Annotated in this window: 12 protein-coding genes; 5 read left to right on the top strand and 7 right to left on the bottom strand. The window is 62.7% G+C overall.

What is annotated here, in order from left to right; translation table 11 throughout:
• Window positions 1-96: 96 nt before the first annotated feature.
• The 3 genes from CR152_RS09745 to ugpQ form a co-directional block, all read right to left on the bottom strand.
• The gene (locus CR152_RS09745; protein ID WP_054268154.1) at window positions 97-324 is read right to left on the bottom strand and encodes a sulfurtransferase TusA family protein; all 228 of its coding nucleotides are present in this window, start codon (window positions 322-324) and stop codon (window positions 97-99) included.
• A gap of 312 nt (window positions 325-636) precedes the next feature.
• Window positions 637-3,246, bottom strand: coding sequence for an alanine--tRNA ligase (gene alaS / locus CR152_RS09740; protein WP_099874741.1), 2,610 nt, complete (start codon window positions 3,244-3,246; stop codon window positions 637-639).
• Between the two features lie 94 nt (window positions 3,247-3,340).
• Entirely contained in the window at window positions 3,341-4,093 is a 753-nt protein-coding gene (ugpQ, locus tag CR152_RS09735) for a glycerophosphodiester phosphodiesterase (RefSeq protein ID WP_099882149.1), read from the bottom strand.
• Between the two features lie 219 nt (window positions 4,094-4,312).
• Here ugpQ and CR152_RS09730 point away from each other — a divergent pair, with 219 nt between their 5' ends.
• Entirely contained in the window at window positions 4,313-5,179 is an 867-nt protein-coding gene (locus tag CR152_RS09730) for a CPBP family intramembrane glutamic endopeptidase (RefSeq protein ID WP_099874740.1), read from the top strand.
• Window positions 5,180-5,296: 117 nt separating this feature from the next.
• Here CR152_RS09730 and CR152_RS09725 read toward each other — a convergent pair whose 3' ends face one another.
• Entirely contained in the window at window positions 5,297-6,310 is a 1,014-nt protein-coding gene (locus CR152_RS09725; RefSeq protein ID WP_099874739.1) for a GlxA family transcriptional regulator, read from the bottom strand.
• 91 nt (window positions 6,311-6,401) lie between these two features.
• Between CR152_RS09725 and CR152_RS09720 the strand changes: the two genes are divergently transcribed.
• On the top strand, window positions 6,402-7,064 hold the full coding sequence (locus CR152_RS09720) for a DJ-1/PfpI family protein (RefSeq protein ID WP_157778412.1): 663 nt from the start codon (window positions 6,402-6,404) through the stop codon (window positions 7,062-7,064).
• 78 nt (window positions 7,065-7,142) lie between these two features.
• Here the strand turns inward: CR152_RS09720 and CR152_RS09715 are convergent, their stop codons facing one another.
• Complete coding sequence (locus CR152_RS09715) at window positions 7,143-7,493, bottom strand: DUF1294 domain-containing protein (protein ID WP_099874737.1); 351 nt, start codon at window positions 7,491-7,493, stop codon at window positions 7,143-7,145.
• 212 nt (window positions 7,494-7,705) lie between these two features.
• Here CR152_RS09715 and CR152_RS09710 point away from each other — a divergent pair, with 212 nt between their 5' ends.
• Together CR152_RS09710 and CR152_RS09705 are read left to right on the top strand one after the other, a co-directional pair.
• The gene (locus CR152_RS09710) at window positions 7,706-8,224 is read left to right on the top strand and encodes a hypothetical protein (protein ID WP_099874736.1); all 519 of its coding nucleotides are present in this window, start codon (window positions 7,706-7,708) and stop codon (window positions 8,222-8,224) included.
• A gap of 46 nt (window positions 8,225-8,270) precedes the next feature.
• The gene (locus tag CR152_RS09705) at window positions 8,271-8,687 is read left to right on the top strand and encodes a DUF3597 domain-containing protein (RefSeq protein WP_099874735.1); all 417 of its coding nucleotides are present in this window, start codon (window positions 8,271-8,273) and stop codon (window positions 8,685-8,687) included.
• A 137-nt stretch (window positions 8,688-8,824) separates the two neighbouring features.
• On the opposite strand, the gene CR152_RS09700 is transcribed toward CR152_RS09705, so the two are convergent.
• Entirely contained in the window at window positions 8,825-9,472 is a 648-nt protein-coding gene (locus CR152_RS09700; protein ID WP_099874734.1) for a DUF642 domain-containing protein, read from the bottom strand.
• 228 nt (window positions 9,473-9,700) lie between these two features.
• On the opposite strand from CR152_RS09700, the gene CR152_RS09695 reads away from it, so the two are divergent.
• A complete protein-coding gene (locus tag CR152_RS09695; protein ID WP_099874733.1) occupies window positions 9,701-11,986 on the top strand; it encodes a family 1 glycosylhydrolase in 2,286 nt (761 codons plus the stop codon).
• 5 nt (window positions 11,987-11,991) lie between these two features.
• Here CR152_RS09695 and CR152_RS09690 read toward each other — a convergent pair whose 3' ends face one another.
• Window positions 11,992-12,474 (bottom strand): T6SS effector amidase Tae4 family protein, encoded by a 483-nt coding sequence (locus tag CR152_RS09690; protein WP_157778411.1) that lies wholly within the window; start codon window positions 12,472-12,474, stop codon window positions 11,992-11,994.
• Window positions 12,475-12,492: the final 18 nt, after the last annotated feature.

Raw genomic sequence — 12,492 nt, 5'->3', positions numbered from 1 at the left:
TAGAGGAAAACCCCTAATCGTCGGGCTTTGTCATGGTGTCGGGAAAATGTCGGACCAGATCAGCGGGGCGTGCCGGTGCCTGCCCCGTCCGGAATCTTATTTGCGGCGCATCAAAAAGATGAATTCGCGACCGTTTTGGGTGTGGGAAACGAGGGCGTTGCCGGTCTGCTTGGCAAAAGCCTGGAAGTCGCGCACGGAGCCGGTGTCGGTGGCGACGATGCGCAGCACTTCTCCGGTTTCCATCTCTGCGAGCGCCTTCTTTGCCTTGAGGATCGGCAGTGGGCAGTTGAGTCCCCGTGCATCGAGTTCCTTTTGGTATTCCATGATCTCGCTGTCGAAAGTTGTATCGCTCATCGCTTGCTCTTAGGGTGGATTGGATTACTCACCCAACAAATATACTCCAAATCCGCAAATTTGACGCACCGCACCAATATATAAATTGCTTGTTGCATGGTCACAACGACAATAACGGTGCTGCAATGGAAATTGTAAGCTGCGCGTAAGAAACATCTGAAGTGGATGTCGTGTCGGTACGCGCAATACTGTGACGTATGGTTAGCCTGCCGCCGTCGCCCGTGCGCCAGGACTCGGCGGGGACGACGGTTTGGCGGGTGTATCAGTCAAAGGGCGCTAAGGTTACGCGCGCTCAGCCACCCAAGCTGCCACACCGGCCAGCGCAGCCGCCAGGCCGCTCGGATCGGTGCCGCCGGCACGTGCCATGTCCGGGCGTCCGCCGCCCTTGCCGCCGACTTGCTGGGCCACGAAGTTGACCAGCTCGCCAGCCTTGACCTTGGACGTCGCGTCCGCGGTCACGCCGGCGATCAGGCTCACCTTGCCGTCAGCCACGCTGGCCAGCACGATGGCCGCCGTTTTCAGCTTGTCCTTGAGCTTGTCCATGGTCTCGCCCAGGCGCGCCGCATCGGCGCCTTCCAGGATCGCTGCAACGACCTTGATGCCGTTCACGTCAACCGCTTGCGTTACCAGTTCATCGCCCTGCCCCGCCGCCAGTTTCGACTTCAGTGCGGCCAATTCCTTTTCCAGCGACTTGACGTGATCCTGCACCTGCGCGATGCGGTTGGTCAGTTCGTCCGGCGTGGTTTTGAGCGCGCCGGCAGCTTCCTGCACGCGGCGGTTGAGCGACTGCACCAGCGCCAGCGCGCCTTCGCCGGTGACCGCTTCGACGCGGCGGATACCCGCTGCGACACCGCCTTCGCCGATGATCTTGAACAGGCCAATATCGCCGGTGCGGCCCACGTGGACGCCACCGCACAGCTCTTTGGACGAACCGATATCGAGCACGCGCACTTCGTCGCCGTACTTCTCGCCGAACAGCGCCATGGCGCCATGCTTGACGGCGTCGTCGAACGACATGTTCTGCGCCTGGGTGGCGTGATTTTCCAGGATTTCGCGGTTCACGATCACTTCGACCTGGGCGATCTGGTCGGCCGTCAGCGGTGCGTTGTGCGAGAAGTCGAAACGGGTGCGGTCAGGATCGACCACCGAACCTTTTTGCGCCACGTGGCCGCCCAGCACTTCGCGCAGCGCCTTGTGCATCAGGTGCGTTGCGGAGTGATTGCGGATGGTGCGCGCGCGCGTGGTTTCGTCGACCAGCGCGTCGACCGTGTCGCCCACTTTCAGGGAACCGGACACCACATCGCCGTGATGGCCGAACACGTCCGCCTGGACCTTGAGCGTATCTTCGACCTTGAACTGCGCGCCAGCCGATTTGATGACACCCTGGTCGCCAACCTGGCCGCCCGATTCGGCGTAGAACGGGGTGGTATCGAGCACCACGACGCCGGTCTGGCCGTTTTTCAGTTCCTGCACCGAGACCCCGTCCGCATACAGCGCGACGATCTTGCTGCCGTGGGTCAGGCTATCGTAGCCGACGAATTTGTTCTTCTCGCCCGTGTATTCAACCCCGGCCGCCATCTTGAACTTGCCGTTCTTGCGCGCCAGGGCCTTGGCTTCCGCCATGGCGGCGTGAAAGCCCGCTTCGTCGAGCGAGATGTTGCGCTCGCGGCAGATATCGGCCGTCAAGTCGAGCGGGAAACCGTAGGTGTCGTACAGCGTGAAGGCGGTGGCGCCGTCCAGGTTCTTGCTGTCCTTGGCCAGGCGCGCTTCGAGGATCTTCATGCCGTTTTCCAGCGTCTCGCCGAAACGCTCTTCCTCTGCCTTGATCATCGCGGCGACGCGCTCCTTGGCTTCGGCCAGTTCCGGATAGGCGGTGCCCATTTCGGCATTCAAGTCGTCCACCAGCTTGAAGAAGAATGGCTTGGTCTGGCCCAGCTTGTGGCCGTGGCGCAGCGCGCGGCGGATGATGCGGCGCAGGACGTAGCCGTGGCCTTCAGGGCCGGGGATGATGCCGTCGACGATCAGGAACGAGGCGGCGCGGATGTGGTCCGCGATCACGCGCAACGATTTGCTTTCGAGGTCGGCGGCGCCGGTTTCGCGCGCGGCGGCCTTGATCAATGCCTGGAACAGGTCGATCTCGTAGTTCGAGTGCACGTGCTGCAGCACGGCGGCGAGGCGCTCCATGCCCATGCCGGTATCGACGCACGGCTTGGGCAGCTTGTGCATGACGCCCGCTTCGTCGCGGTTGAACTGCATGAACACCAGGTTCCAGATTTCGATGAAGCGGTCGCCGTCTTCGTCGGGCGAGCCTGGCGGGCCGCCCGGAATGTCGGCGCCGTGGTCGTAGAAGATCTCGGTGCACGGGCCGCACGGGCCGGTGTCGGCCATCTGCCAGAAGTTATCCGACGCGTAGCGCGCGCCCTTGTTGTCGCCGATGCGGATGATGCGCTCTTTCGGCACGCCGATTTCATTGGCCCAGATATCGTAGGCTTCGTCGTCTTCGTGGTAGACGGTGACGGTCAGTTTGTCGGCCGGCAGCGCGTAGATCTTGGTCAGCAGCTCCCAGGCGTAGTTGATGGCGTCGCGCTTGAAGTAGTCGCCGAAGCTGAAGTTGCCCAGCATTTCGAAGAAGGTGTGGTGACGCGCGGTGTAGCCGACGTTTTCCAGGTCGTTGTGCTTGCCGCCGGCGCGCACGCAGCGCTGCACGGAGGTGGCGCGCGAGTACGGACGCGTGTCGGTGCCGATAAATACATCCTTGAACTGCACCATGCCGCTGTTGGTCAACAACATGGTCGGATCGTTACCCGGAACCAGCGGACTGGAGCGGACAATCGTATGGCCTTTGGATTCAAAGAATTTCAGGAATTTGTCGCGGATTTCGGATGATTTCATGTCGTATGGGCGTGAGAGGGCAGCATGCTATAAAAAAACGATTATAGCGTATGCGACTGGAGTAAACACCGGGCGGGGCAGTGTCAGCCGCGTCTCAAGCGAAATCCGGCCCGATCAGGTCGATGCGGTCGGTGCAGAAGGCGTCCACGCCCCACGCGAGGATTTCGCGCGCGCGCTCCGGGTCGTTGACGGTGTAGCAAAACAGCCCGTAGCCGGCCTCCTTGATCTGGTGCGCCAGCGCTTCGTTCAGGTGTTTGTGGTTGGTGTGGATCGCCACCGCCTCAAGTTCGCGGGCCTGGGTTTGCCAGCCCTCGTCCATGCGGTCGAGCAGCAAGGCGCGCGGCAAATCCGGCGCCGCCTTCAGGGCAGCGGCCAGCGCGACGGGACTGAAGGATGACAGCAGCGGTATCTGGCGCAGGTCGTCCTGGGCAATTTCAAGCCCGAACAAGGCGCGCGTGAGACTGGCGACCGCCCTGCCCGTTTCCTCCTCGAATCCGGGTGCGGGCTTGATCTCGATATTCATCCAGATGTCGTTGTCCTTGCAGAACTGGACGAACTGGGTGAACAGGGGCACCGTTTCGCCCTTGTACTGCGCGCTGAACCAGTTGCCGGCGTCCATGGTGACCAGTTCGGCGGCGTCGTAGTCGTACACATTGCCCGAACCGGCGACGGTGCGCCCCAGATACGGGTCGTGCATGACGACCGGCACGCCGTCGCGCGCCAGCATGACATCGAATTCGACCGCATGAAAGCCGTGCGCCAGGCCGCAGCGCAAGCCGGCGATGGTGTTTTCGGGCGCGAGCTTGCCGCCGCCGCGGTGCGCCAGGAAGTTAGGGTAGTTCCACATGGGCAGGACCATAACATGTTCCTGAGCGAACGTCAGCCATGCAATCAATTGATGCACGCAGGAAATAATATTGCGCGATGTCAGCGCTGCGCAGCCGGGCACCTCCTATTCTCATCCATACGTCGATATTCGGCCGGTTTACGTTAAACGAACATCCACGCACACCGACCCGGGTTCGACTATCCATTTAAGATTCTGTTTCTAATTTTGATTTTCAGTATGGTTGTGCGCTCCGCCTTCGTTATCGGGGTCACAACATTCTGGCCTGATCTGGCTTATTTTGCAGAGCACGCAGGCGTGCTGCTGATGTTCGCTGCGATGACAATCGCAAGCATTTTTCAATTCAAGCTCCACCGCAGAAAAATTGCTCTCATTCTCGGTAACAGACTAACACCCAGTCAACTGGCGCTATCGGTGGCAGTTGCGCTCTTGCTGCTGATGCTCACGTTCGGCGAGAGCGCCGTGTTCACGATGGCTGCCGCGCAGTACAACCTCGAGACCGCGTATAGCTTGGGAAAATTTCATTCTGAAGCGTATGGATCTCACCCCTTCCTCTCGGTGCATGTGCTGACGTTCGTGTTTTCCAGTGTGATTCTTCCCGGGATCGTGGAGGAATTCTTCTTCCGCGGCCTGGTTTTCCGTTCGTTCAATGAACGGCACTCGTTTCTTGTCAGCGCGGCCCTCACCGCCGTCTTGTTCACGGCGATCCACGCTTTTAAGACAATCTACATCGGCACTTTCATTTTCTCTTTCGTACTTTCCTACCTGTATGCGACAACACGCTCGCTGCGGACATGCATGGTCGCGCATGCCACGTTCAACCTGCTCGCCTTTGTGAATCAGCATTTTTTCGATTTTCACCGCATCCGGGGCATCAACGAACTAAAGGAATGGCATCATTGGATCCCGCAACTGGCCATGCTCGGCTCCGCCCTGATAGCGTTCGGGTGGATGATCCATATATCGAGGGATGCGATCAAACACGCTTCTCTTCCCGCTCTGCCGCCTGTACAGCATGCGGATGAAAAACAGCGGCGAACCGAGATACACGAAGGCAGCGAGCCGACACATCTTCATTCGTCGTAGTCACAATATGTGAAGTATCAGCGAGATAATCCAGCTACACGATGAATTCCACCGTTCGCCATGCGTGGGTTCGCCCGATTTTGTTCAGCTTGCCCGTCGTCCGGTCCAAAGATGCAATCACGCGGGCCGCTCTTTCACATCGACCTGGCTAATCACTCTAAACCTGCGCCGGTACTCGGCTGGCGACTGCCCGACATTGCGCTTGAACAGGGCGCAGAAGGTCGCGACGTCCGCATACCCCACCCGTTCGGTCACTTGCGCCACGCTCAGCGAGGTCGATTCCAGCAGCACCTTGGCCTTGCCGACGCGCGCCTGCTGCACATACGCCAGCGGCGTTTGCCCCGTCTCTTCCTTCACTCTCCTGAGCAAGGTGCGGTCGCTGACGTGAAACGCTGCCGCGAGCTGTTTAAGATTGTACGGCTCGGCCAACCGTTGACCGAGCCAGGCATGCACGCTGGCAGCGAATGCGCCTTCCGGCCGCGCCAGCATGCGCGTATCGATGAACGGTGCCTGGCTGGTGCGCCGATCGTCCAGCAAGCCCATGCGCGCGACCGACCGCTGCACCTTGGCGCTCGCGCTCTGCCTGACCAGATGCATCGCCAGGTCGAAGGCGGCACTGAACGAGCCGGTGGTAGCCACCCCGCCATCTTCGACCAGCATGGCCGCCGGATCGACCATGGCTGCGGGAAAACGCCGCGCGAGGTCGGGCGCGAACAGCCACGAGGTGGTGGCACGGCGCCCGCTCAGCAAGCCGGCGTCGCCCAGCAGGAATGCGCCGACGCACACGGCAGCCACCGGCGTGCCCCTGGCGAACGCCTTGGCCAGATAGGCGACCTCGGGCGCGAGCGCGCTCATCGGCGCCGTGCAGGCATGACGGTCGGACAGCTCCATGCCCGGCACAACCAGCAAGTCCGGCCGCGCGACCGGTTTGCGCGTGCCAATCGGAATGCCGCCAGCAGCAGTCACGTTCCCGCCGCCGAGACTGGTGACGATTACCTCGAACAAGGGCGCGGACGGACCATTGATCGCCACGGCGACCCGATTTGCCAGCAGCAAGGTATCGCACAGGCCGAACACTTCCATGCCCATGCAGCCGGAGTACGCCAGGATGGCGATGCATTTGGTCTTCATATGGCGAGTATGCCATTAAAAAGGGCGATATCGCCTCTTCACCGGCGCCGTGAGCGCGCCGACAATGGCGCATCACGTCAGGGAGAAAATCATGCGATTGTCGATTGTATTGTTCGATGGCTTTACCGCGCTCGATGTCGTCGGCGGCTATGAAGTGCTGGCAAATATTCCCGGCATGGAGGTCGAGTTCGTCTCCGACCGCGTGGGACTGGTCGCCAGCGATACCGGCCGCCTCGGCATGGCCGCCTACAGAACCTTCGATCAGCTCGATACCACCGATATCCTGTACGTGCCGGGCGGCCCCGGCGTCGCTGGCGCGCTCGGCAACCCCGCGCTGATGGCCTGCGTGTGCCGCCTGCATGCAACAACAGCGTGGACGGTCAGCATCTGTAACGGGGCTGAAATCCTGGGCGCCGCCGGTCTGCTCAAGGGCAAGAAAGTTACGACCAACTGGTTCGCGCGCGAGCACGTCGCCGCTTACGGCGCCCTGGTCGGCACCGAACGCTATCAGCGCGATGGCAAGCTGATCACCGGCGCAGGCGTGTCGGCCAGTATCGATGCCGGCCTGTTCCTCGCATCACTGCTGGGCGGCGAGACACTGGCCCGCACCATTCAGCTCGGCATCGAATACTACCCTGCCCCGCCATTCGGCAGCGGCACGCCGGACGCGCAGCCCCAGGCCGCCAAAGACCTGATTCGCCACGTCGAGCAGCATGGTGCGCAGCGTCTGGCGGCGCGCGTCATCCCGTTCTGAAGCCGCGCCAGGCGGATGACTCCACTTCGCACGTCGGCGATCATGCGCCGGAGTCTGATCGACACCATGCTGCAGTGGTTACGGCATGCGCAGGAAAGACAGCGGCGAAGTGAGGTACACGAAGGCAGCCAGATTGCAGGCCACGGTGACCCAGAAGGCAATTTGAAACGACCCCTTCGACGACTTGTGCCGCAGCCACTGCTGCGCCAGCACGGCGCCCGGCCAGCCGCAGCCCAGGCCGAGCAACAGCAAGGTGCGTTCGGGCGTGCGGTAGCCGCCGGCGCGCGCCGCCGCCTTGTCAATCGCGTAGAGAGCAAAGCAGGCGCAGCTTGCCGCCAAGTACACCACGCCCACCGACAGCGGCATATCCCACGCGAGCACGGCGCCCGCGAACACGGCGGCAAACATCAGAATCGACAGGTAGGGCATCAGGGTGGCCGTGATTAAAAACCGCCAGCTTAGAGCGGGCCGGGTTGCCGCGCAACCATTTCCAGTGAATCGAAGAATATTGCTCGATTGGCAGCTTAAAGCGCATCACGGTGCGCTGCCGAACAGATGGTCCGCCCGCAGAAGCCTAAGCTCCGGCATCGGCTTCGCGCAAACCAGTGCAGCGATGCTTTTCTAATCCAAGTGGAGGGTGTATGGCTTTCGATTTAGGCAATCTACTACAGCAATACCTGGGTGGCGCAGCCAACAACAATGGCGCGCGCGCATTCGACGACTTCGACCAGGTGGCGCAGAACGCGCCGCGTGGCACGGTGGCCCAGGGCGTGTCGGAAGCACTGCGGTCCGACCAGACCCCGCCCTTCCCGCAGATGATCGGCCAGCTGTTCGGCCATAGCGACGCCAACCAGCGTGCCGGCATGCTCAACCAGCTGATCAGCAACGTGGGCCCCGGCCTGCTCAGCTCGATCGCGGGCGGCACGCTCGGCAACCTGTTCCGTGGCGGCGAAACGCCGGCTGCGATTACGCCTGAACAAGCGGCCCAGCTCACGCCTGAGCAAGTCCAGCAAATCGCGGAAGATGCCGAACGCAACAATCCGAGCATCGTCGACCGCATGGGCGACTTTTACGCCGAGCACCCGACCCTGGTCAAGACTATCGGCGGGGCCGCACTGGCCATCGTGCTCGGCCGCGTGGCTGAAGGCATGCGCCACTAAGCAATTTTCGTATTCAACCATTCACCACCAACTAAAAAGGTCACTCATGGGCATTCTCACCAATATCTTCCGCAAAATCTTCCCGTCGTCGCACCCAGCCGTGCAGCCGGCCTCGCCTGCGGCCACGCCACCGGCATCGATGCAGTCGACCGGCGCAGCACCGGGCGCGCCAACCCAGGCATCGGCCCCGCCGCCGGCAGCGCCGATGGAACAGATTGACGTCGAAGCCATCCTCAGCGGCATGCCGCAAAGCCAGACCCTGAACTGGCGCACCTCGATCGTCGACCTGCTCAAGCTGCTGAACCTGGACAGCAGCCTGCAGTCGCGCAAGGAACTGGCGAACGAGCTCGATTACACGGGCGACACCAGCGATTCGGCGTCGATGAATATCTGGCTGCACCGCCAGGTGATGAACAAGCTGGCGGCCAACGGCGGCAAAGTGCCGGCCGACCTGAAGGACTGATCCGCGCTGGCGGGACCACGGTCCCGCCGCCAGACGCAAAAAAACGCCGCCGGGCTATCCGCCCGGCGGCGTTTTTTTCATTGGCGCCGATCATACAACACCAAAACGCCGATTCAGGACCGGCGCAGCGAGGGAACTCAGGCTTTTTTGTTGCGGCGAACGGTAGCGCCGACGATTGCCAGGCCCAGCAGGAACAGAGCGTAGGTTTCCGGCTCCGGAACCGGGGTCACGTCGACCGACACGGCATCGAGGTAGGAACCGTAGGTTGGCGACGAGCTCGGGCCGACCGATTCAAAACGCAGCTTGGTCAGCGGGCTGGTAGCGACCAGGTCGGTGATGCTGAACAGGCTCCACTGGCCGGTCGTGCCGCCCATCAGCAGCGAATCGTTCAGCTTGGTGTCGCCCCAGTACACATTCATCGCGCTGTTGGCGTGACCGGCGGTGTCCGGACGGCCCGAGTAAGCGAACGAGACCGAGTAGGTGCCGGCAACCGAGGTGTCGATCATCTGCCATACCGAGCTCAGGCCGGTGCTGTTCAGTTCCAGGTACTGGCGGCCATTGGCTGCGTACGGATTGAAACCGGCGGCGCCGCCCTGCTTGGCACCCTTTTGGATTTCAAAAATGCCGTTGCTGGAATTCCAGCCGGTCACGGCATTGAAATTCTGCCACGAACTTGCGGTTTTGTTGACTTCAAAGCTGCCGTTGACCACGAGGTCGGCGCGTGCTGCGCCACTGGCGAACATGGCGGCGGCAAACAAGCCGCCCAGGAGTACTGATGATTTCATTTAAATCCTAAAAGTGATTACCAGAACGAAAGTATTGTTACGTAATTGATAGCGGATCATATCATTGATCCATATCATCTTTGTACTCAGCTAACAAAAATTTCCTGTTTGCTAGCAATTTCTCGTTGTTTTTTGCCATCGACTTGTGCAAACCGAAAGACAAACTGAACTTTTCGGCGCTGCCCGGTATCTAATTTCTAAAATTGCTTAAATATTACGAGTGAACTTATGCCATCAATCGACAGCGACGCAGCACACCAGCCGCTTGCCCTGTGGGGCGGGCTCGAATGTACGGTCAATCGCGTGGGAGACAATTACTTCAGCCAGATAGAAAGAAATGGCCATCACGGCCGCGCCGACGATGTTGCGCGCTTCAGTTCCCTGGGCATCAGCACCATCCGCTACCCGCTGCTGTGGGAACGCGTGGCACCTGGCGGCCTGGCCGGCGCCGACTGGTCCTGGGCCGACGAACGCCTGAACGCCTTGCGCGAAGCCGGCATCAGTCCCATTGCCGGGCTGGTACACCACGGTAGCGGCCCGCGCGACACCTGCCTGACCGACCCGTCCTTCGCCACCGGGCTGGCGCAGTACGCCGGCGCCGTGGCCGCGCGCTACCCCTGGATCGACGCCTACACGCCCGTCAACGAGCCGCTCACCACCGCGCGCTTCAGCGGCTTGTACGGCCTCTGGTATCCGCACGGGCGCGACGACCGCACCTTCCTGCAGGCGCTGCTGATCCAGTGCCGCGCCACCGTGCTCGCCATGCGCGCGATCCGGCGCATCAATCCGCGCGCGCGCCTGGTCCAGACCGACGACCTGGGCAAAACCTACGGCACGCCCGACATGGCCCGCTGCGCCACGTTTTACAACGAACGGCGCTGGCTGGCCTGGGACTTACTCTGCGGCAAAGTCGGGCCGGAGCATGCGCTGTGGGGCTACATGACGGGCCACGGGGCCCAGCCGGCCGAGCTGCTCTGGTTCCGCGACAATCCCTGTCCGCCCGACCTCATCGGCGTCAATTACTACGTGACCAGCGAACGCTGGCTCGACCACCGGGCCGAGCGCTACCCGGCGCACTTTCGCGGCCATGCGGACGGCGTGCCCTGCGCCGATATCGAAACCGCGCGCGCCCTGGCCACGCCCACCCCTGGCATCGGACCGCTGCTGCAAGAAATCTGGGACCGCTACCTCATCCCGCTGGCGGTCACCGAAGCGCATATCGACGCCAACCGCGAAGACCAGTTGCGCTGGCTGCTCGAAGTGTGGGAAGCGGGGCAGCAAGCCAGGCGCAACGGCATCGACCTGCGCGCCGTGACTGTCTGGGCGCTGCTCGGCTCGTTCGACTGGAACAGCCTGGTCACGCAATGCCGCGGCTACTACGAGCCGGGTCCGTTCGACGTGCGCTCGCCGCTTCCGCGCCCCACCGCCCTGGCGGCCATGATGCGCGAACTGGGCAGCGGCCGGGCGCCCTCGCACCCCGTGCTGCGCGGCCAGGGCTGGTGGCGCCGCGCCGGGCGCTGCCTGTGCCCGCCCGTGTCCACGCCGGAAGCGCTCACTTCCATTACGGCCGACGGCCACAGCCTGGTCGGCACTGCCTCGGCACCGATCCTGATCACCGGCGCCACCGGCACGCTGGGGCGCGCCTTCGCCCGCATCTGCGAGCGCCGCAACCTGGCCTACCGCCTGCTCAGCCGCCAGGACATGGACATTGCCGACCCTGTTTCGGTGGAGCAAGCCATGCAGCGCTACCAGCCCTGGGCCGTCATCAACGCCAGCGGCTACGTGCGGGTGGACGAGGCTGAAAACGATGTGGAACGCTGCTTTCGCGAAAACGTCGCCGGCCCGGCGGTCCTGGCCGCCGCCTGTGCGCGCCACCAGGTGCACCTGACCACCTTCTCAAGCGATCTGGTATTCGACGGGAGCCGGCAGTGTCCGTATGTGGAAAGCGACACCGTGGCGCCGATCAACATCTACGGCAAAAGCAAGGCGGCCGCCGAACGCACCGTGCTCGACCGGCACCCGGGGGCGCTGGTGGTGCGCACCAGCTCCTTCTTCGGCCCCTGGGACAGCTACAACTTCGTGACCCAGGCGCTGGCCAGCCTCGAAAGCGGCGCGCCGTTCGCCGCCGCCAGCGACATCACGGTCACGCCAACCTACGTGCCCGACCTGGTCAACACCTGCCTCGATCTTGCCATCGACAAGGAACGCGGGGTATGGCACCTGACCAACGGCCATCCGCTCACCTGGGTCGAACTGGCGAGCATGGCGGCGGGGCAGGCCGGGGTGGACACCAGCCGGCTTGAAGCGCAGTCAAGCGCCAACTGCCGCTACATCGCGGCGCGCCCGGCCTACAGCGCGCTGCACACCGAGCGCGGCATCCTGCTGCCGGGCCTGGACAATGCGATCAGGCGCTTTTTGCAGATGCGCGGCGAGAGCGTGGAGCTGGAACAGGCGATCCATTGCACCGACACACGCCAGCAAGCCAACGCCGGGAGGCGCCAGCAAGCCAGCTGACTATATCAAACGAGCGGCCAGAACCACACTTCGCCCGCTTGCCAGTAGCACTGGCTTCCGCAGGCCGGGCCGTCGACCGTGTGCGGGTCGGGGAAGACGATATCGATATGTCCTTCTTCGGGCCCGCTGCCATCCTGGATGTGCCAGAACGATACGATGCCGCTGCGCCTGCCGATGGCCTGGCGCGCCTGCCCGCCGCGATGAACTTCCGGCAGGCCCAGCAGGTTGCGGCGCTGCAGCAGGATTGACAGGCGCGCGTGGCCCGGTTCGATGAGGCTGCCCTTGTGCTCTCCCTTGAGGATGGCCAGCCGGCCGGGAATGCGCATGCCGGAGCGCACCAGTGCCAGGCTGACGCGGGTGGCGCAGGTATTCTGATAGGCAGTCACACCGACCAGGGCATCCCAGCCGATTGCCTTGTACAGGGCAGCGCGGTCGACGCTCGCGCGGGTGGGATAGTTATCGCGCACGGTGAAAAACGAGGGCTTCATGCTGGAACTCCGATGAGG

Origin of the sequence: Massilia violaceinigra, from assembly GCF_002752675.1 — a bacterium.
Taxonomy (GTDB): domain Bacteria; phylum Pseudomonadota; class Gammaproteobacteria; order Burkholderiales; family Burkholderiaceae_D; genus Telluria_A; species Telluria_A violaceinigra.
This window is presented reverse-complemented; position numbering and strand designations above follow the sequence as displayed.